Source organism: Nostoc sp. DedSLP03 (assembly GCF_034530815.1).
Classification (GTDB): Bacteria; Cyanobacteriota; Cyanobacteriia; order Cyanobacteriales; family Nostocaceae; genus Nostoc.
In genome coordinates this window covers 115888-137211 of the sequence record NZ_JAVRCK010000008.1, presented here as the reverse complement: position 1 = coordinate 137211, position 21324 = coordinate 115888, and the positions used below count along the sequence as shown (strand labels likewise).

General features: G+C 43.7%; 13 protein-coding genes. 3 read left to right on the top strand and 10 right to left on the bottom strand.

Translation table 11 applies throughout. The annotated features are described in order from the left end of the window. Window positions 1-33: 33 nt before the first annotated feature. Window positions 34-2346 (bottom strand): lantibiotic dehydratase, encoded by a 2313-nt coding sequence (locus RM368_RS06175; RefSeq protein ID WP_322693252.1) that lies wholly within the window; start codon window positions 2344-2346, stop codon window positions 34-36. Next, window positions 2346-4115 carry an MBL fold metallo-hydrolase gene (locus RM368_RS06170; RefSeq protein WP_322693251.1) on the bottom strand — a complete coding sequence of 590 codons (1770 nt, stop codon included), beginning with the start codon at window positions 4113-4115 and terminating at the stop codon, window positions 2346-2348. Before RM368_RS06170 ends, RM368_RS06175 begins: the two co-directional genes overlap by 1 nt. Window positions 4116-4318: 203 nt before the next feature. Here RM368_RS06170 and RM368_RS06165 point away from each other — a divergent pair, with 203 nt between their 5' ends. Further along, window positions 4319-5821 (top strand): tryptophan 7-halogenase, encoded by a 1503-nt coding sequence (locus tag RM368_RS06165; RefSeq protein WP_322693250.1) that lies wholly within the window; start codon window positions 4319-4321, stop codon window positions 5819-5821. Continuing rightward, a complete protein-coding gene (locus RM368_RS06160) occupies window positions 5806-8445 on the top strand; it encodes a tryptophan 7-halogenase (RefSeq protein ID WP_322693249.1) in 2640 nt (879 codons plus the stop codon). The genes RM368_RS06165 and RM368_RS06160 overlap by 16 nt, the downstream gene beginning before the upstream one ends. Window positions 8446-8758: 313 nt before the next feature. Here the strand turns inward: RM368_RS06160 and RM368_RS06155 are convergent, their stop codons facing one another. From RM368_RS06155 to RM368_RS06135, 5 genes are all read right to left on the bottom strand, one after another. Then, window positions 8759-9976: a cupin domain-containing protein gene (locus RM368_RS06155; RefSeq protein ID WP_322693248.1), complete on the bottom strand. Its 1218-nt coding sequence runs from the start codon at window positions 9974-9976 to the stop codon at window positions 8759-8761. Window positions 9977-10056: 80 nt separating this feature from the next. Beyond that, window positions 10057-11784, bottom strand: a complete 1728-nt coding sequence (locus RM368_RS06150) for a TfuA-like protein (protein WP_322693247.1) — start codon at window positions 11782-11784, stop codon at window positions 10057-10059. Window positions 11785-11792: 8 nt separating this feature from the next. Continuing rightward, on the bottom strand, window positions 11793-12977 hold the full coding sequence (locus tag RM368_RS06145) for a YcaO-like family protein (protein ID WP_322693246.1): 1185 nt from the start codon (window positions 12975-12977) through the stop codon (window positions 11793-11795). Window positions 12978-13194: 217 nt separating this feature from the next. Next, entirely contained in the window at window positions 13195-13557 is a 363-nt protein-coding gene (locus RM368_RS06140) for a hypothetical protein (RefSeq protein WP_322693245.1), read from the bottom strand. A gap of 342 nt (window positions 13558-13899) precedes the next feature. Then, a complete protein-coding gene (locus RM368_RS06135) occupies window positions 13900-14742 on the bottom strand; it encodes a thiopeptide-type bacteriocin biosynthesis protein (protein WP_322693244.1) in 843 nt (280 codons plus the stop codon). A gap of 285 nt (window positions 14743-15027) precedes the next feature. Here RM368_RS06135 and RM368_RS06130 point away from each other — a divergent pair, with 285 nt between their 5' ends. Beyond that, window positions 15028-16035 carry a cupin-like domain-containing protein gene (locus RM368_RS06130; RefSeq protein WP_322693243.1) on the top strand — a complete coding sequence of 336 codons (1008 nt, stop codon included), beginning with the start codon at window positions 15028-15030 and terminating at the stop codon, window positions 16033-16035. Window positions 16036-16135: 100 nt separating this feature from the next. Here the strand turns inward: RM368_RS06130 and RM368_RS06125 are convergent, their stop codons facing one another. From RM368_RS06125 to RM368_RS06115, 3 genes are all read right to left on the bottom strand, one after another. Beyond that, window positions 16136-18265, bottom strand: coding sequence for an NHLP family bacteriocin export ABC transporter peptidase/permease/ATPase subunit (locus RM368_RS06125; protein WP_416212215.1), 2130 nt, complete (start codon window positions 18263-18265; stop codon window positions 16136-16138). A 308-nt stretch (window positions 18266-18573) separates the two neighbouring features. Next, a complete protein-coding gene (locus RM368_RS06120; protein ID WP_322693242.1) occupies window positions 18574-20016 on the bottom strand; it encodes an NHLP bacteriocin system secretion protein in 1443 nt (480 codons plus the stop codon). A 90-nt stretch (window positions 20017-20106) separates the two neighbouring features. Then, a complete protein-coding gene (locus tag RM368_RS06115) occupies window positions 20107-21147 on the bottom strand; it encodes a cyclic nucleotide-binding domain-containing protein (RefSeq protein WP_322693241.1) in 1041 nt (346 codons plus the stop codon). Window positions 21148-21324 lie beyond the last annotated feature (177 nt).

The following is a 21324-nucleotide window of genomic DNA, read 5'->3' as shown; positions in this document are numbered from 1 at the left end:
TGCGGTTCGATTTTCGGAAATTTTGTTTCTTTTTCAGCCAGCCACCTTGAGAATCGGCGTTTCATTTCTACGCGGCGACCAGCCATGTTCGGTGCGGGCAAAGGGTAAGGCAAGTTCTGCCATATAATGCTGCCCTTTGGAATCAACTAGCCAAGGTTGATTGACCAACTCTTCTACAATTAACCATTGGGTGTGTTTTTGTAAGTCTTTTTTGAAAAAGGACTCTAGGGCTAAAGGGCTGTCCCGATGTAAAAGCAGTGAAGGTTTATCCTCTATTTGCAAATTGAGTAGCATCGGCCAGCCATACTCAGCAGCTAATTGCTGCCATCTGGCAAAGCGCTCTATTTCAGTCAATTGGGCGAGTTCTGCTAAGACTTGCCCACTCAAAACTGTCCGCCGAGGACGCACGATCGCTTCTTTTGGTAACTGAATACGAGGAGTAAAACGAGGTACAGTCAGTTCAATCTGCATTGGCACTGTGGCAGCGCGAAAGATTGCCATCGGATTATCTTGAAAAGTAGTCCAAAGTAACTGCTCACAGATGGGATCGCGGGCATTAACCGCAGCCAAGGAAAACCAAAACACTGCAACAGGTTTTAGCGAAGCCGATCGCAGTTTTAAAAAAGGCAACTGTGTTTTGGGATCTAGAAAGATTTCTGCATCGACTAGGGATAAACTATCTTGACTCGCGCCCCACAACTCAATTGGAAGAATGTTGAAATTAGGACGAGCTAAAACATTTGGGTTTGGCTCAAAGGGACTTTGTAATTCTGCAACCTGAATTTGATGTTGGCTGGCTAAACAGTCAAGCTTCTGTTGAAACCAAGAATATAATAAATTATTTCCATTGAATAAGTCTTGAAATCGGGCAAAGATTGGCACTGGATCGTCACTAATCCCGTGAACTACCAGTTGGAAAGACTCAAATACACCCGCGAATAAGCAACCGAAAGGAGCTGTGGACAGAGCCGATGGCGAATTACTGCCAGATTCGAGAACGACTACCTCTTGATTTTGCGACAGCGATCGCTCCCACGCCTCCAACCGAGCGATCGCTTCAGGGTGACGATGAGCTGTTCTCATTTCGGAAACCAAGGGAGATTTGAGATCGCCAAGTGCAATACCCGCCGCAAATTCCTGTTTCAGCCGCTCGCGAAACGCCATCCGCATTGCCGAGGCTGGACTCGCGCCCTGAATCCAGCAACGCTCGTAGTCTGCGAGTGTTTGCAGTAAGATGTTTTGCTGCGCCTCATCGATGCCAATGCGAAACGGTAGCCCTAAATCACAGTGCAGCACTAGATCGGATAGCTGAAGGAGTGAAACACCAAGGGCTTGGGCGAGTTCTTGAATATAGGTCTTTGCTTGTTGTAGATAATCCGCAAGTGCATCTAAAGATATAAAATCAAGCTTTGCCGCCAGAGTATCGCAAAGGGAATGCAGTTCTTGAATAGCACTGTTCCAAAGACCGCGATCCGGTTCAATCAGCTTGTCTGCCGCAACTGCTAATGCTTGCCAACAATTTTCAAATCGCTGGGGCAGGTCAAGTCCGCCTAAAAGCACACCTCCATCAATGAAGAGATGTAGAATATCTTGTATTGTGGCTGCATGGTTCCAACGAGGTGAGGCTGCTACTGTTTTGCTTAGTTCGTCTAATGTCCCTAGCTCCAATTTCGTCAGTTCTTCCAAGAGGATGTCTACAATTTCCTGAGACTCGATTTCGCGCTGCTCAACTAATCCATCTGGAGTGCGTCCCCAAAACCGCCAAGAACCATCTGCTTGTCGCTTCAAGGTAGGATTCAATCGCCAAGTTGCACGTTGACGATAAATTGAACGTTGAGCTAGCGATCGCAATATTGTTTGAAAAGGACAAAGGTCGGGTGTAAATGAATACTGAGCCGCTCCCCGATCGTGCTGCGCCGTCTTGGTAAACTCAACTAAACTTACACCAGCCCATAAACCATAAGGCGTAGTTCGTCCCGCAGCGCGCGCTAGGTAACGATACAGCGCCGTCTCCAGATGGCGAATTTTTTTAGTGCGTTTTCCCTGCCTTTGGAAAGCTACACGCTGCACCTCCGTGACCAGGGAAGGATTAGATAACAGCAGGGCTTTCATAAACCATGAATCTGCTGCGGTCATCTGCCAAAGCTGCTGGCGATCGTCTTCATGCACCTGTTGATAGGCTGTTGCATATTCTTTCCAGATATCAGCATCCTTTGTACGGCTGGCTGCTAACGCTAGGCTTGCGAGTTCTTGATTGCCAAAACTTTGAATACTCTCAATTGGCCAAGCAGCAGCCCGCAAAATGCCTACAGGGGCAAGCTCAAATTGTTTGCTGGGATGATTCATCAATCGTTGATATCTCGTCGCGAGCGGGCATATCTAGCTGTAGCCACGCGGCGATGATTGGTGAGCAGTGGCTCGATCGCCCTAGTGTAATGTTGCTCCAACTTCAGTACTGCGGTAAAATCTCGCATTACAGCTGAGTATCCCTCAAGACTCAATCCTGCTTCCTTTAACCATTGCTCTGTATCTTCGCCATCAAGCAAATCAAACTGCTCTCGAAAAGAGTCAGACATTGTTTGAATTTCCGCATCAGAAATCTTCAGCCCCAAACGCTCTGCTTCTTTAACTGCTAAATAAGCCAGTAGAACTTTTTTACTCATCACTTCTTCGTTCTCACCTAAGCGGGTGAGAATCTGAATATCATCGCTACTTTCAAGGGAATTTGATGCTTTCTCCAACTCATCATCAGCCAATTCCGACTCAACCAGAGAAGTTTCTCCAGTTCCCAAATGACGCAGATAGTAAGTAAGTGGGTCTGATGGAAAATCTTCGGGTATTTTCGGCCACTTAGGAGACTCGAAACGATTATTGCGTACACAAACGACTTTTTCATAACTACGAGCCTCACCCGCCAGCCAAAAAATTAGCCCCGGCATTTTACCCGTCATCACATCGTCAACAGCTTGTCCGGCGATGTGGGTAAAGAAGTTTGCTTCTGGATGCTCACCCGCTAACACGGAAAAATCCTGTAAGCGAAAATCAATGGCATAATTTAGCCGTTCTCCATCTCCAGCATGAACCACCAACTGCCAAACAACCTGTTCGATGGGGAAACTAGCCCAACTGCTATCAGCTTGTTTGACTTTTTGTTTGAGCCATGAAATAAAAGATCCTGCTAGCAATGCATCCAGTTTTCGTTGCAAAGTACGCCGTTCTTCAGGTGTGGACAATCCTGTAAGAGTGCTGATATCAATTGGTTCCCAACGCAACTCAAAAGATGGCTTTGCCCGAACAAAATCAGATGACTGTTCGTGTCGCTGCGGGGATTGCCCAGATCGCAGCTCGATCGCATCACCGGGACGCACCGTTATTGCTCGTTCTGGGGAACCAAGCCGACGCTGCAACAAGCGAACTGTTTCCTCTGAACTTAAGGGAAAGGCATAACGGTTAAACCAGGCGTGGCGACCGCTAAAGCACAGACCGGAAGCATAAGGGAAAACCAACGCAGGGTTGCAAGCACAGGCTGCTTCCAACCAACTAACTACCCCTTGTCTATCGAAGGTTGCTCCCATACCGTGCTGATAGCCCATACTGGCACGCACTACCGGCTGATACTTAGTTGAAATTAGATCGATCGCACCGTATTCTTGGGTGATTCGTTCGCCAATTTCCGCCGTTACTTCTGCATCTGCCATGTGCCAGAATGTGCCAGTTGCATCTCGAACTAACAGCCCAAACTCCGGTTCTTCGTGGTCTGAAGGCGTGGGGAGCAAGTAAGTTTGTCCAAGAGCGATCGCTTGCCAAGGCTGACAGATAATTATTTTTGAGAACCCAATCTTTTGCAGCTGTTCGATTAATGCCGGTTCATCCGCAGTAATTACGGGCAGTTCGCGCGGCAGTTTCTCGAGTGTTTCTAAGTGAAAGTGATCGAAGTGTCCATGAGTCACCACCAAAGCTGTTAAGTTTGGCAGTTTGTCCAACTCAAATACCCGACCAGGATAGTACGTAAGCGTGCCCCCGACGAGTGTATCCGAAAAGCATGGATCGAGCAAGATACGTTGATCGATAGTTTCGATGTATAAAGCAGCATGACCACAGATAGTGACACGCATGAGAATTGTTTCCGTAGCTGTACTGTCAAAAAATCCTAGCCGATTTAAACAGCAAAAGATGGAAATGTTTAAAGAAGTTAAGAACTAAATATCAATTGCTAAGATTGGTAGCAAATAATTCCTAAATTCCATTAAGCTTGCATACTCTAATATAGAGCATTACTGAGATTAGATAGTTCTCATTAACATTTCTGGCCATACGTGTGGAAAAGACAATACACAATGTTGTAGTTTTTGGCGGCGGGAGTGCTGGATTTCTCTCTGCCTTAGCGTTGAAGGTGAAGATGCCAGCTTTGAACGTGGTCGTCGTCCATTCCACAACCATTCCGATTATTGGAGTGGGTGAAGCGACTACCGCTTGGATACCTTGGTTCCTGCATCAGTATCTAGAATTAAATCGAGAGCAATTTTATGAAGAAACACAACCGATTTGGAAACTAGGAATTAAGTTTATTTGGGGAGATTCTAGCCAGTCTCACTTCAACTATCCTTTTGTGACTCATCTGGCAGATAAACTCAGTGTTTTGAGCAAAAGCACTGCTTACTATTGTCTTGATTCCACAACAGAATCGAGCCTTTATTCACTGTTGATGGAGCAGTGCAAGTCACCTTGCTTCCGCAGAGAAAATGGCGATTTCGTAGTTGATGAACGCTTTGGATACCATATTGAAAATGTTAGTTTCGTTTCTTATTTAGAAAGAAGATCAACAGAAATTGATATCAAGATTATCGATCAACCTGTTGTAAATATTGAAGTCGCCGAAAATGGCTATATTCGCCAACTCAAGTTTGATGATGGCACAATGCTGGCTGGCGATCTATTTGTCGATTGTTCTGGTTTTCGCTCGGCGTTGCTAGGAGAGATTCTGCAAGAACCTTTTTGCAGTTTTGCCAGCAGCTTGTTTTGCGATTCTGCGGTCACAGGCACATGGATGCGAGATGATGCAATCAACCCTTTCACAACTGCCCAAACCATGCAGAGTGGGTGGTGTTGGCAAATTGATTTGCCGGATAAAGTCAATCGTGGTTATGTATATTCATCGGCTTTTATCAATGATGATGATGCTCTGCAAGAGATGAAACGCCACAATCCTTTGATGAGCGATCGCCATAGTATTGTGAGGTTCAAGTCAGGGCGACATCAACGATTCTGGGTAAATAATGTCGTCGCGGTGGGCAACGCTTCCGGTTTCGTAGAACCTTTAGAATCAACAGGATTACACATGATTGGTGAAACCATCAAATCTGTGTGCGATGTGTTGATTGATTCCGACCAGCAACCCACCCCAGCCTTAATTAATCTTGTGAATCGAGCGATCGCCCAAAAGTGGTATGATATTCGTGATTTTTTATCGATTCACTTCAAATTCAATCGCCGAGTAGAATCAGAATTCTGGCAACACTGCTGGCATCAAACGGATATTGGTGATGCCGAAGCAATAGTAGATTTTTTTCAACACAATGGCCCATCAAGCCTTGGTCAAATTCTGCTCCGTTCCAATAGTGTTTTTGGATACAACGGTTATCTGAATCTGCTCATCGGTCAACGAGTGGCTACGAAGTATCAAAGCCACAATGACAGCTTAGATTTAGATCGTTGGCGACAAATCCAAAATTATTTCACGAAGCAGTGTGCTAACGCCTTATCAATCCATGAGGCGATTCAGGTTGTTAAAGAAAGAAAATGTCAATGGCTGACTTCATAAATACCATTCCCCAGGTGCCTCGCGTTAACCCTAATGCCCATTTAATCCTCAGTGAAACGGGTGAGATTTGTAGCTGGGTGGGCGGCGAAGTGTTCGCCCTCGAAGGCATTAGCCCCAGCACCATCCGCAGACTACTGGCGCTGATCGATGGAGTGCGATCGCTTGAGACAATTTATGCTGAACTTGCAAATTATGACGATCGCAACTACTTACATGAGATCGTCTTGGCTTTAACTAAGTTGCACGTCTTAGAGGAAGTAGTAACTGCAACTGCACCCCCAAATTCTGACTCGAAATTGCCAATAGTTCCCGAACAAGTACGGCAAAAGGCGATCGCTATCTTAGGCAATCACCAGTTACTCGATACTCTCAATCAAGCCTTTACCGCGAATGGTTTTCAAAATCACCGCGCTTTCTCATTCACAGATTTTGCTTCTTGTCAAACGCCGGAATTTCTCGCTCTCCAGCAAGAACGGATACTTCTCAATGGCTCTTGGAAAGTGTCTGCAAATAGTCTAGAGGCTGTAAGTGTTTCTGCGTTATGCGAACTCTTTCAAGAATTCGACTTTGTAATCTGTGCTTTGGAAGGCGTACCGTATCAAGCCCTATTCGATGTCAACAAGTCAGCCCTAGCCAGTGGCACACCGTGTTTATTTGTCACTGCTTCCCCAGAAACAGCACTCATCGGCCCAACAGTCATTCGGGGTGCAACTGCTTGTTTTAGTTGTCGAGTCATTACCTTAGAAGCGATTCCATCGGTTTTACAGGATATATTGCCGCAACTGTCAACCCCCATCCTTAACCAGGCAGATAGTCCACTTTTGCCTTCCATAGCGCAGGTATGTATTGAAGAAGCGATTTCCATCTTAGGTTTGAACTTAACAGCAACTCGCGCCACCAGCGTTGTAAAAATTAATCGGCAAGGCGAGCGCACTGTTAAGCGGCTGCTTCCTAGCGGTGAATGTCAGCAGTGTACATCGCAATTAGATCGACCGTTGGGAGTGTTGCAACGAAATGCGATCGCTGCGGCTGCTCAAGAAATCGGTCGGATCTGGCCGAACTCACCCAATGCTACAATCCGTGCAGCAGCCGATCCTTGCAAAACGGTGGGCATTTTGGGTGGCGGTACGGCTGGTTATCTCACGGCTTTAGCCTTTCGCGCTCTCAGACCAGACATCAAGGTAACTTTGCTGGAATCAAGTGCTATCCCGGTGATTGGCGTGGGCGAAGCAACTACTCCAGAACTGGTTAAGTTTCTCCATAGTCCCCGCTTTTTAGGGCTAGACATCGTTGATTTTTATCAGCGCGTGCTTCCTACATGGAAGTTAGGGATTAAGTTTCAGTGGGGACTGCCCGGTGATTATGAATTTACATTTCCGTTTCAGCGCGGACGCTTGCTAGAATCGCTTCTCTATGATTCAACGCTGAACAATCAGTCATTAGGGGCAATGCTGATGAGTGGCGATCGCGCTCCGATTTTCGATCGGGGCGATGGGACGCCGTTATCTCTACTTCACCAAATTCGCTGGGCGTATCACCTCGATAATCGGCGGTTTGTTCGTTACCTACAAGAGGAAGCGATCGCTGCCGGAATACAGCATATTGACGTGCAAATTTCTGATGCCCAGATATCTGCCGATGGTGAAACCATTACCCATCTAATCGCTGAGGATGGGCGTAAACTAACTTACGATTTATATATTGATTGTTCCGGCTTTCGCTCGTTGTTGCTAGAGCAAAAACTTGGCTCAAAATTCATAAGTTACCAAGATACCCTCAACACCGATCGAGCGATCGCTGCTACTGTCCCTCATAATGGCACCATTAAACCTTACACTCTCGCCGAAACCATGAATAATGGTTGGTGCTGGAATATACCTTTTGAAGATGCCGATCATCGAGGGTATGTGTTTTCTTCAGCATTTTGTAGTGCCGAGCAAGCCTTAGAGGAAATGCGTGCTAAAAATCCGGGGATGGGCGATCCTTGGCTTGTCAAGTTTCGTTCCGGGCGGCATGAGCATTTTTGGAAAGGCAACGTTGTGGCGATCGGCAATTCCTATGGGTTTGTGGAACCCTTAGAATCCACAGCGATTCACATGATCGTTCTCGAATTGGAACTCCTACTTACCAACTTTCCAGCATCAAAGCAAGATGAGGGCGTGAAATCTGTACTCAACCGCAAAATTAGCGATCGTTGGGATGCCCTGCGTTGGTTTCTCGGAATTCACTACAAGTTCAATCACCGTTTATCCACTCCCTTCTGGCAAGCAGCCAATAGAGACACAGATATCTCTGGCGCATTAGAACGATTAGCATTGTTTAGCGAGCGAGCGCCCTTATCTTATCGAAATTCCCTATTTTATACACTGCATCCACCAGAGTTTTTCTCTGACGATCACTCCTATGACACATTATTAGCTGGGCAACAGGTATCCGCCCGCTTTGTGGAACCCGTGGAAGATTTAGCCACTTGGCAACGCCAACTCGCAATTCTCAAAGGGCTGGCTAGCACTGCCATGCCCCAACATCAAGCCCTTTCCTGCTTGCGCGAGCAACGGCAAGATTTGCTTTACGATTTCGCAAAGCGCCAAGATAGTTGGTTACACACCTGGCTTCCTGCGTAGTGCGGGTAGGGAAAAGGTTAAAGGTTAAAGGGAAAAGGGAACTTCATAACTCAATACGCTTGGGTTAAGCAAATTTATCTGTTAAGACAGGCTGTTCTTGAGCAGGGGAGGCTTCGGGAGCAGGGGGAGAGAAAAAAGCTTAACTCAACTGTATTGCTTCATAAGTAAAGTTAGGGGGTTGATATGAGGACGCTGTATTTCTGAGTTCGTAATAAGCATTTCAGTGCTTAAAAATCAAGGACTAAAGTCCTTACTACGAACTTTTTTACCCTTCAGAACTAATGCAATAGCGTAAGTCCTGACTATTTCCTTTTTAAACAATCGTTAACAATCCTTCTTTGAGCAAACGGCCTACTAATACGATCTTGCTATTGTCGCTGGCAAAATCGGGCAGCGATTTGATCTGAAATGCAGCTTCTGACTCAGCAATGAAGCGGAAAGCTGGCTCAACGTATGCTGGCGCTTCAACTCTGTTTTGGGGAAATTGAATCATCACCACATCCCCTTTTGTGACGGTTGTACAAATCATTCCTTGGCGTTTGACAACGTGAGTATCCAAGTCAATCTGTTGCAACTCGTCCAATTTACTGAAATGGTTATCTGCGAGTGGGGACAGTGAGCCAATGAACTTAATAGTCAGTCGTTCAACTGCATCATCAATATCAACGCTACTAGCGAAGGTTTTGAGTAAATCTTTCAATTGATTTTTGGTCTGCGTCCTGGCATCATCGTCACGCACAAAGCTAACGGGAACTGCTTTGCGAAATTCAACATTTTGCTGCACAATCGATGTCAGAGCTTCCTGAATCAGGTCAACCCAGCGATAAACAGGTATACCGACGGTGATATGAAGTGAGGAAGTATCCAACGTCTTGGCTTCATGTACAAAACCACGCGGGATATATAACATATCACCTGGCTTGAGTTCAACTTCATGATTAGGAGCCTTTATTTGCTCCCGTAATACTTCTTGTGGTAATCGTTGAGCATCTTCTGGCATTGGCAAATCCCAGTAGGAATCATAGGTGCGCCAGAGTTTAGTTCCCGAAAGCTGAAGAACGAAAACATCGTGTGTATCAAAGTGGGGAGGAAATCCTTGAGCAGTTTTAGGGGTTAGGTAAAGATTGACATTCGCGGGATGATGAAGATATTGTTCCAGATTTCTGCAAAGTGTGGCGATCGCTTCCCAATGCTGTTGTAGATGAAAGATACACAAGGTATTTCCTTGATTATAGGCATCATAAAATTGATAAATACTAGGTGATGCATTGGGATTTATAGAGCCTTTCCCCCCTAATTTATTCGCTTGATTAGAAAAATCATCTGCCACTTTCGATACATTAAAGTCAGAATAGCGAATGCCACTAAAGCGAATGAGCGAGTCAACATCTTTCATGGAAAACAGACCTGAATAGTAATCTGTTTCTTTTCGTGAAACAACAAGGCACTGCCGCTCCCAGTATTCTTTAAAGAAGGTTACGGTATCGATAGGCTGAATTAATTTCTCAAAATCAAAGTTAGTGCTAAACATTTTTGGAGTTCCCTCGAAAACGGATGAAAATTTCTTTAATTTTGAATTTTGTTAGCGCAGCGTTAGCGAGTCCGCGAGCGTCATTTTGAATTTTGAATTTTAAATTTTGAATTTTGAATTGAATTCTGCCTTATACTTAGTTCTTTCACAAATTCTTCTGGTTCGCTAAAATCTAGCCAAAAAGCTACTTGGGTAATGTTACATACCTGGGGAAAGGCATTTAACTGACACCAGTTTCTCAGATCGGTTTCCCAGCTTTGTGCTTGTTCAGCCAGATGAACTTTTTTACTTAAAATTGGATAAAATCCAGACAGCCTTAAGGCATCGGGAAGAAAGCACTCAGTGACTGAAAAATAGTTGCTCATGCCTCGCCCCCACCATCGGGGTACATTAACAAATCCCTCTAGCCGCGCGATCGCTTCCATCATCTGAGAAAATTCCCCTGGAGTGAAGGAATTACTTGATAGCCAAGCCGGAAATTCAGCCTCGTTAGTAACTCCCTTTTCTTGGAAAAAATGTTGCGTAATTTTTTGAGTAATGCTGCTTCTCAAACTCGCTTTTGATTGGCTGTTTGTCTGTTCGGCTAAAGCCCAGAGAATAGCAACCTGACGATACAATCTACGTTCACAACTCGCTAATGCAGTTACAATATCTGCATCCGCGTTAGTTGTCTCTTGCTCAAATGAGGAGATATCTTTACCAACAATTATCAAGACAAATTGATGCAATTGCTCAACCTTTTTGGCAAAGGTATCGTCTGCACTATGAAGTTTCAGCAATGCTTGAATCCGACCCAAACGTTCAACTAAGACTGGTATTGCTGAGGCATCCACGTCTAACTCTAGTTCATTAGCATGAGAACTGTAAACGTCAGTTAAATCAGCCTCCAAGGGTTGCAAGTTCTGTTGTTGGGCTACAGCATCACACCAACGAATTAATCCAGCGAGATTACGCAATTGGATGTAAACTCTGCCGAGAAATCGGGCTTCTTGGCTTAATTTTTCAGTCAGAGGCAACCAGGAATATGCTGTCCGTAAGGGACGAATAGCAACTCTAGCTTGAAGTTCCTCTATGAAAATGGACTTGTTGAGTTGAAACTTTACTTGTTGATTAGCAGTAGTACCATCACTTTCTCCAACCATAGCGGCCAGATGTTTCAGCAGTTCAATGGCATCTGACTGTTTTCGATCCACATAGCCACCATTTTGCACAAATTCCAAAAACTGGGCTAAAACCTGGCGATCGCCTCCCTGTACCTCTGCATCAGCCACTGCTTGGCTCAAATGTCGTTGAGTGAAGAACTGCCGTTTTGCACAACTGATAATTAAACTAGCGATCGCTGGCTCAATAATATTTTTGTCTACCGCCAGCTGAACTGTAGCGCGGATGTTTACTAAGGCATCAGTTAAGGGTTGGTATTGGAATTGAGGGCTACTATGCAAAATTGCCACTTCATCATCCCCGATGTACTGTCTTTCTCGGTAGGCTGCAAAAATAGCTCCAAATCCCTCCATGCCAAAGGCTTCAAGTTCAGCGGCTCGAAGCGCACCCATGCTACTTGCCCCAAATACTCGCACTCCTGCTTCTAATGCCCAGAGAATCTCCTTATGCCAAACTGAAGCGCTACGGTCAAAAAAACCGTCAATAATGACAATTACACGCGGCTGTAACCGCAGACAGGCAAGAATATCGCCACAACGCACAGGATCGAGGTAACGGGCCGGTAAGATTTGACTGGCTTGGGTAACAGATAGGGTGGGGCCAAGAAAAATGAGAATTTGACTAGGTTCCAAAGAATTCGAGTGCATATTGAATTTTACAAAGACGAAGGGAGATGCATACCCGGTACAATCACATGCACCACTGGAATGCCATACTCCGGTCGCGTATGATTGACAAAGACAGCTTGCTTAAATCCCTGAGTACTCAAACAATCGAGAATTTGTTGAATTTCTTCTGCAAACGTTGGGGTAAAAGCTAGCTCAGGCTGAGTTTCAAAATCTATCAGGGTAGCAATCGGTCTTTTGCTGCTAGACTCGATCGCTGGGCTACCTGGCATCCTGATGCGTCCAAGGGCATAACTATCTGGATGAATGTCATCTCGGCTACCTGCAATCACCGTTACTCGTGATTGAGCCGCTTCAGTAATCGCCCGTGCTAAAGCAATTTCTTTGGAACTGTGGCATCCCCACCCTGCTGCTGTCGGTCGTCCATGCCAGTTTTCCCGATCGCTAATCAAGCATTTATAGGTAGGTGTTCCGATAGTTGAACTTAAATCAGTAATTACGGCTGTTGCCCCGGCAAGTTCAACTTGATAGAGTAAAGATTGCAAAAGCGGAGACTGGATAGTTTGACTATCAACCAAACAGTTAATCCGTTCCTCCAGAGGTAAGCGCCACCAACGCCACTCAGCTTCGCGCTCAATGACTTCAAATAATCCATGAGCGATCGCTTCTAGTAAATGGTTTCCTGATGCTAGTCCATTGCTAGAAGTGCTGAACAGATTGGTATCGCGTTTTTCAGTTGTGGTGTCTAAATCAAGATACGCCTGTGGTACGTAAACAGGTTCGCCCGTAAATAAATCGGTTCCACAAATCCAATCTAGCGGTATAGCAGGATGATAAAACTGCGATCGCTTACCTGGCTCTAAAACGCTAGGATCGATTGCCTGGTGATGTCGGCAAACTTCCTGATAAGAGGCAACTATCTCTGGTTGGGGGAGGTTTTCTGCATGATAAGACTCCACAGATTCCATCACTGCCGAGATCATCGCCAGCTGAAGTGAAATTCCCTTGCCTTGAGAACCAGAAAAGGCTTTTCCGTTAGGACGAATCGCTTGAGCAACAGGAATACCAATGCAGTCAAGACCAGTAATGTCTGCAACCCGCGTGATGCCAAAAGCAGTCAGAAATTCTTGTAGCTTCTCCCAAGTAGAATTAGGTTCTTCTGTCCGAAACGTGCCATTAAGATTCAGCTTAGGAGCATTCAGATTTTGCCACATTCGCTTGTTTCTTTCCCTAACCATTGCTGAGAGTACTAATAAATACTCAATTTTTAATGTACTTAAGTGTCGATCGGTGTGTTCTATTAAGCACGCGACACATGAAGTTATAATTGCGCCTTTGAAAATTGCGATATCACAATCATTAAAGTAAAAGGTTAGCGTTGCAATTTAGCAACGCCTTCCCTTCACAGATACCGCAAGCCTCAAATCAAGGCTACCAGCAACACATAACTGTCTCTTTAACTGTGGATGAAGCCAGTCCACCAGCTACACTTTCTAACTCATCTTCTGACAATTCTCGGTTAGCTGGTCTTGCTTTAATACCATTAACGCTATTAATAGAACGGATATTCACAGATGGAGAAGCAGTTGACAAACCTAGAACCTTTCTTTCAGCAGAAACCATCACGGCTTTCACATCATCAGCGTTAAAATCAAAACCGTTTGTCTGACCTTGTTCAACAGCGATTCTTGCAAACTCACCTGCTTCCGTAGCATCCAACGCTTCACGTAGCGGCGAATTGGCTGGTTGAGCTAAAAAATTTTCATAGTATTCGACAAAACTTTGCTGAGACATTATCAACTCTCCTTAAGATAAGATACTTGGGCTTTCCCTTGAAGTAGGTAACTAAATCTGAAAGCTGGGTGATTAACTTCAAAAGTATTGTTCCCAATCGCTAGGCAACAGAACAATCACTGAAGTTTTAGTATTGTTAAATACAATAATTGCTTGAAGTATCAGCTAATGTCCAGATCGCTTAAGTCAATTTTTGTAACTAATAAAACATCTTTTTTGTATAAAGAAATACAAAACTTAACATTGAAATTGACAAGTTAGGGCCGCTTGAACCTTAAAATATTCCATAATCATCGTCTAAAAATCTTTAATCTTTTGGCCAATGAATAGATTGTAGGAATTTCATCTTTTTGCATTCTTTTCCTCAAGGGTTCGGATTATCGCTTCAATTAGCCTTCCTGAACGATGCGAATCAAACCCGTGGCGGTGAAAATTGAACATCGCAACTGCGGCTAAGATGTCAACTAGATCCTGAGTCAATTGACCAAGATGCTGGAGATTAAGTAATTCCTTTGCAAGTATGTCGTTAGCTGTGGCATATTTTTGCAATATCTCTGCTTCTGGAAAGTCATACAAAGTTTCGAGAGAAAGTAGTTCAACTGTTGGAATTGTGCCTTCAGGAGGTGTGGAAATTAAAGCCGCTAAACTGTGCCAGGTTGCGAGAATAGCTACCGGATCTGACAGAGTACGGGTAAAGAGATCGTGCAACACAGTTGGCACAAGTAAATCTTTGGAGATAACACCAAGGTTATGTCGATTGAGATAGTCAAGCATGAGCCACAATGAAGTGTCTGCGTCGAAGTGCTGATGAACCAACTTCATGGCTTCTAGTCCGCCAAATCGATCGGTTTCAGGCTCGTAGTCACTAAAGAAAAATAAATTAATCAAATTCTCACGCCGAAGTGCATACATGAGATCGGAGATATCAGCGATCGCTTGTTGCCGTTCCACTGTTGTAAAAAAACGCACCCGAACATCTGGCGGTTTTCTCATAAAGAAGAAACAGCGCAACAAATCATTACTTTGCCAGTAAGTAACTAACGGTTCGAGTCGGGCAAACAGCGCACGGGCACTCGATAGTGCATTACCTTGATGCCTGACGAGTCCCACATTAAGTTGCACCCAATCTCCATTTTCCCAGTCCTGACAACTAGCTTGTGTAGTTGAAGTTGATTCGTCGGTCATGAAATAACTTTTACCACAGTTCAACGGGTCACATCCAGGATTCCCCAACTTCAGCTAAAGCTTGAAGGTGAGTAATGGGTTTTCCGGGACTGGGTAATGAGAAAGAGTCTTTTTTCCAATTTAGTTGGGGTTTGAATTCCCAATCCCCAATCCCCAATCCCCAATCCCCAATCCTCAATCCCCAATCCCCAATCCCCAGTTCACTGATGTTAAATCAAGAAAAGAAAGGTTGACAATAGAAGCTGGCCTAAAGCAGCATTACGGCATATTTAGCAATCAAAAAACGTGGTTCTCGACAACATCGACCGTATCGAAGCACCTCCAGCAGATATCTTTTACCGAGAGTATATTCTGCCCCAGCGTCCAGCGATTATCACCAATCTCTTTGAAAATTCACCACTGCGTCCAATGGATAGCCTTGAAAAGGTAAAAACAGGGCTAACTGACATCCCAGTTCAAATCTGTGCAAATTACATCGCCAATCTGCTAAATTCGACATCCGCTGATGTTCCCCGAATGATGAATTTAGGTGCATATCTTGATTTCCTACAAGCACAACCCACAACTCTTGATATCTGTGTTGAGTATCCTACGCCCCAAAAGCTACTTCAGTTATTGCCTTTGAATTCATACCAACATTTAAATGATGAAAGCGACTTATACTCCAACATGTTTGTCGCTGCCAGCAATAATTATGCTCATTTGCACTATGATGCCGATCAACGTAATGTTTTGTTGTTTCAAGTTTTTGGCACAAAGCGATTTGTATTGATTCATCCGCGTGAAACTCAAAAGCTAGATGCGATCGATCGGCTTAATCTCTGCCGTACCAGTGGTATTTTCCTGGAAAATTTCTCAGAAGCCGAGAAAACGGATTTTCTCCGATATACCAACGCTTATGATGCAGTACTTTATCCTGGTGAAACTATTTTCATGCCAATGATGAACTGGCACTACATTGAGTACTTGGAACCAGCCATGTCAATTGCTTATCGTTTGGGACGCAACGCTTATAATCGGCGATTGGCTAAACTTTTTCCAGCCCCCTCGGTTGATGTTCAGTCCCTATCACTGTTGCTGCAAGACGAGACACAAGCGCGATCGCATCATCTAGAATGGTTAAATAAATTAGAGGCTGTAAGCGATTCATGGTCGGGGAGTGAAAGCGATCGCAGGGACACTTTAAACTACCTTTGCCTAAGAATTCGGGGGCAATATCTTGGTCTTGAGCCGATCAAGAATATTCGAGAGTTGAGAAGACGTGAAGCCATGCTAAGTAAGTCGGTGAAATAAACCAAAATATGTTAGGAAACGTAAATGGGCTTAAAACCCTTACTAATGACAAAAAACAAATGACAGCATCCGCCAGTTAGCTTTAATTGCGCCGACCCACTTAAACACTTGTTTGCTCTGACCGAATTAACCTTGCATAGGAACCATCAAGCTGCAACATTTCTTTGTGCGTACCGCGTTGCACTACTTTACCCTTTTCTAGAACAATAATTTCATCACAGTCGCGGATGGTACTGAGACGGTGAGCCACAATAATGCAAGAACAGCCCCGATAGCGCAGATTTCGGTCAATAATTTTTTCCGTATCAGCATCTAAGGCACTGGTTGCTTCATCCATAATCAGAATTGTGGGATCGTTGACTAATGCACGGGCAATTTCTAAACGCTGGCGCTGTCCGCCACTGAAATTAGCAGCACCCTCAAGTAAGTTACCTTCATACCCTCCAGATAAAGCTAAAATGACTTCATGAATAACTGCATCTTTACAAGCTCGGACTAATTGAGAATTAGACACTGTATCATCCCATAAAGTCAAATTATCTCGGACACTGCCAGCGAACAGAAAAATTTCCTGTTCTACCATTGCCAAAGAATTAGAAAGTATCGCCCTAGTAATTTGCTCTCTGGGAATACCATCAAAGAGAATTTCTCCCGACCAAGGTTGATACAGCCCCGCTACCAATTTGGCAACTGTTGATTTACCAGAACCACTACTACCAACTAGGGCTACTCTCTGTCCTGGTTTCAGTTGAAGACTCAGGTCTTGAATTAGAGGCCCATCTGTCCGTGAGTAGCCAAATGTGACATTTTTTAATTCGACATATCCCTTGAGTTCGCAAGCTGAAGCATACTGTGAGGTATGTAAATTATGATTATCCAATTCGGAATCGGTTGCGTTTTGCAATACATCATCCAGGCGATTTAAGTCTCCTTCTAGTTCCTGTAAGGTACTGCCGAAATTTACTAGAGAGTTGACTGGAGTCAAAAAGCTAGTCATTAAACTTTGGAAAGCAATCAACATTCCAATGCTGAGATGCCCATCCATGACTCGTAGACCACCAATCACTAAAACTGCTAAGGAGCTTAAACTAGTTAAGAAAACAGGTAAAACTCCTAGTACTTGATTAGTAATACCTAACTCTTGCTGACCGTTAATAAATTTTGTATAGTAACCCGACCAACGGGAGAAAAAATCAGATTCCAACGCTGATGCTTTGAGGCTTTCCATACTCTGAAGGGCAGCAATTTCTGTCCCTGCAACTTTGCCTCGGTCTTGGATGATTCGCATATAAATATCTGTGCGTTGTCGGGAAATCCACTGCAAAGTCAAGATATTAATCGCAGCAAAACAGATACCGATCGCAGTCAACACTCCATCATAAGCAAACATGACTAAGGCATAAAATACCACCATGACGGTATCAATTATAGTCCTAGCTAACTGTCCTGATAGTACTTCGGCAACTTTAGTATTGATATTGATTCGACTGCTAATTTCTCCGGCAAATCTTTGGGCATAAAACGCCACTGGCAAGCGAAGAATATGGTGGATGAATTTCCCTGACATTTCCACTGATAATTTGATATTTAGTTTTCTCAGAAAACGTCTTTGTAGTAATGTCAGTAAAACCTGAATAATGACTGTGATTGTCATACCCAAAATCAATGGACGCAACCAGTCTGCGCGATTTTCTACCAAAATGTTATCAACAAAAATTTGATTAAAGACTGGTAAAACTAACCCTGGAATGACTAGAAAAAATCCTGCTAATAAACAATAGAGAATAGCTCCCCAAGAACCCCGCAAGCGGTCAAAGAGTGCGCCTATTAAGCTCGGTTTGCGACCCCCGCGTTGGAATTCTGGGCCTGGTTCCATTACCAGAACAACCCCTGTATAGGCTTCATCAAATTCTTTAAAGGAGACTCGCCTCGGCCCGGTAGCTGGGTCATTGAGATAAACCCAATCTTTTTTAAATCCCTCTACTACTAAGAAATGATTAAAATTCCAGAAAACAATGTATGGCGGACGAAGTTCTTGTAATTGCGCCAATTGCTTTTTAAAACCTTTGGCTTGCATTCCATAGTTTCTCGCAGCTTTGATCATGTTAGAGGCTTTGCTACCATCACGAGAAACACCGCAATTTTGCCGCAGTTCTGCTAAAGGCACAATTTTACGATGGTAGGCCAAAATAATCCCGAAAGCTGCTGCTCCACACTCCACCGCTTCCATTTGCAATAGAGTGGGAGTTTTGATGCGAGAAAAGATGTGACTTGATGCCGTTTCTAAATCTAATAATGGGGCTTTTTGACGTAAGGGATTAAGTTTTTGAATTAAGGATATTAACAGCTGAATCAATTGCACAAGAGCATTCCCCTAAGAGGTTGTTTGAAAAGTATTTTGCTGTGACTTTAGGCACTTGTTGCTCCCCCCTAACCCCCGATAAATTGGGGGAAACTGAAATCAAAGTCCCCCTTTTTAAGGGGGATCTAGAACATTTTGCTCCCAAGAAGAGGACTTTTCAAACATCCCCTAAAACTTCAGTTAATGCCAGTAAATTCTCTGAGAATAGGCAAGACATAAGTAATTGGTGCTTGCTCTGCTACTTTAACCCGAACGCTGGTAGTTGTTCCGGGAGAAATGTTTAATTTTGGCCCCTGGGAAGAAGACCAGCGATAACCGCTAAAGTTGGATGGAGCTAGTTCCATTTCTGTTCGCACTTCTATGTCTCCGCCCCCAGTTAGCAAGATGTTTGTGACTAGATCGGGATTGCCAATCACAGACTTTGCGCCTTCTTTAGTCACAGGTAAGGGAGAAACAGAGGTAACTTTACCGACAATACCGCCAAAGCGTTCTCTTTTCACGGAAGTGGGCGTGATTTGCACGAGCATTCCTGGTTGAATTTGTTTACCATCTTCGACACGAAAGTAGGAGACGGCAATTAGTGAAGTTTTTTTGTCACCAACGTTTAAGGTGACAAGCGGAGTTTTCGGACTAGTAACTTGTCCGACAAAACCAGCCACTTCTAATACACAGCCGCTACTAGGGCTAAGAATTTGACTATTTTCTAATATTTGTTTTTCTAGTTGCGCGATCGCTCGATTAACTTCTTGAATTTGATTAATTTTGGTATTAAAATTTTCTACGTTTTCTTGATCGATACGTTGGCTCTTAGTCTCTAAGTCTTTTAACTGCGCTTGCAGTTCGCCTACAGAACTCAAATTTTGTAAGTATCTCTGCTGGGCTTCTGTTTCTTGTACATCTAATTGCTTGAGCTGCACTTTGATATCAGATACGGTTTGCGTTGCCTGTTTATATTCTTGCTCTGCTTGTAAATATGTATCTTTGGCAATGGCTCCCACATCTACGAGTTGCTGGCGCTTCTGTAATCGATCTTTGAGTATAGGTACGACAGTTACAGCATCATTCAGGCGTTGCTGCAAACTAAGGCGCTGTTCGCGAATGGCATTTAAACCTTTTTCATAAAATGCAGGCGTGAGAGTTTGAGTATCCCGCAAACGTTGAATATAACTAGCTTTAGCAGAAGCGATCGCCTCTTTTTCTTTAGCGGTACGTTGTCGCTGAAGCAGGGATGAATTTTGTTCTTGTGTTTGTAATTGCCCCAGTTTTGAGCGTTGCAGTTGCAATTGCTGTTTGAGATCCGTCGGATCGATCGTTGCTATGACATATCCTCGATCTATACATTGTCCTGTTTTCACATTCAGATTTTTTAACTGTCCTGAGATTGGTGACTCAAAAGTGACAACTTGATTCGGTTGAATAAGGATTCCCTTTCCTGTGACTGTGACGGGAATACGTCCAAAAATACTCCAAATTAATCCCAATAAGACAAAAGTACCCAGCGTCACCAAAGGTAGCCAATCTACGGGATTGACTACCTGCATTAACCGATCCAATCTTTCTGGAGAAGATAAACGTTCCAGTGATTCTTTGCGAAATATACTATCTTGTTCTTCAGCCATTCGCTTGAGGGATTGGGGATTGGGGACTGGGGATTGGGGCGCACGGAAAGTTTTTTGACTGCGTTTTTGCGTCCTCTTCTCCTGTCTTCTTTAAGATTCCCGATTCAGACGTTTAATCATCCAGTCAAATCTAGCACCTGCTAAGGCGGTGTTGTCTAATGTATCTAAGTTGAGTTCATCTTCAACTTCGATATCTTCTGCTAAGAGTCGATCTAGTTGATAAGCCAATTTTCCAAATCCACGGCGGAAGAGGCGATCGCGAATTCGATCTACTAAAACTACAGCGATCGCTCGATAAAAACGGGCTGTGAATCCTGTATTTTGCTTTAATTGTTTAGCTAGTTTCTCTTGTGGTAAAGCTAGTAATATAGAAGATTCTATCGCCTTGACTGTGGCAGAGGCAGTTGTTGCTTCTACAAAAGACATTTCCCCTAAAATTTCACCTTTTACAGATTGAGCAATTTCTTTTTCGGCAACTTGATTCTGTGGGGTGGAAACAAAAATCCCTAACTTCCCATCTAATAATATATATAATGCTTCAACAGGTTTCCCTTCTTCAATTATTACTTTACCTGGATTAACTTTAGTTCTTACTCCTTGAGAAATCATCCAATCAATATCGCTATCGTTCAAAATAGCAAACACAAATAAAACCTTTCGCAGTGATTCTCCTGGAACTACTTTGTTTTTGGCCAGAAAATCAGTGAGTCCCCGCAACTGCTGTGACAGCAAAACAGCAATTATTTGATAAAAATGCGCAGCAAATTCTGTATCTTGCTCCAGTTTTTTGAGTAATAATTCTCTTGGCAGTGCTAATATCCGTGAGGATTCTAGAGCGATAAAAGTAGTAGACGGAGGACGATTATCTATAAAAGATAAAGTTTCTACAAATTCCCCTGGCGATACGCGATCGATTTCTTGTGCGTCTTTGACATTACCTGTGAGAGAGACACAAATGCTTAAAGCTCCCTCTAATAAAATTTCTACTGTATCAATAATTTCTTCACCCTCTTGAATGAGAATTTGATTAGGAAGATGCTCTTTATATCTGCCTACACTGAACATCCAATCAATATCACTTTCCTTAAAGGTAGAAAAATGGGGAGTATTAACCAGCATTTCTTTAAACATAGAATTTAAACTTGATTAGGAGGGAAATTCATTTTTTACAGCAAAACCCAGCCTTTTATTAGTTTTATAGAAGTTTTTAACCTGGCTGACAGAAGTAGTAAAAAGTTAGTAAAAACAAGGTTTTTCATAAAAGAGGTGGACTTATATGAACAGGTAAAGTTACTAGACAATTAGCTT

What these genes read in the sequence shown, in the direction of transcription:
- RM368_RS06155 (WP_322693248.1), bottom strand. Translation starts at nt 9,976, where the DNA reads ATGTTTAGCACTAACTTTGATTTTGAGAAATTAATTCAGCCTATCGAT.
- RM368_RS06115 (WP_322693241.1), bottom strand. Translation starts at nt 21,147, where the DNA reads ATGTTTAAAGAAATGCTGGTTAATACTCCCCATTTTTCTACCTTTAAG.
- RM368_RS06150 (WP_322693247.1), bottom strand. Translation starts at nt 11,784, where the DNA reads ATGCACTCGAATTCTTTGGAACCTAGTCAAATTCTCATTTTTCTTGGC.
- RM368_RS06120 (WP_322693242.1), bottom strand. Translation starts at nt 20,016, where the DNA reads ATGGCTGAAGAACAAGATAGTATATTTCGCAAAGAATCACTGGAACGT.
- RM368_RS06145 (WP_322693246.1), bottom strand. Translation starts at nt 12,977, where the DNA reads ATGTGGCAAAATCTGAATGCTCCTAAGCTGAATCTTAATGGCACGTTT.
- RM368_RS06160 (WP_322693249.1), top strand. Translation starts at nt 5,806, where the DNA reads ATGGCTGACTTCATAAATACCATTCCCCAGGTGCCTCGCGTTAACCCT.
- RM368_RS06140 (WP_322693245.1), bottom strand. Translation starts at nt 13,557, where the DNA reads ATGTCTCAGCAAAGTTTTGTCGAATACTATGAAAATTTTTTAGCTCAA.
- RM368_RS06125 (WP_416212215.1), bottom strand. Translation starts at nt 18,265, where the DNA reads ATGGAAGCGGTGGAGTGTGGAGCAGCAGCTTTCGGGATTATTTTGGCC.
- RM368_RS06170 (WP_322693251.1), bottom strand. Translation starts at nt 4,115, where the DNA reads ATGCGTGTCACTATCTGTGGTCATGCTGCTTTATACATCGAAACTATC.
- RM368_RS06135 (WP_322693244.1), bottom strand. Translation starts at nt 14,742, where the DNA reads ATGACCGACGAATCAACTTCAACTACACAAGCTAGTTGTCAGGACTGG.
- RM368_RS06175 (WP_322693252.1), bottom strand. Translation starts at nt 2,346, where the DNA reads ATGAATCATCCCAGCAAACAATTTGAGCTTGCCCCTGTAGGCATTTTG.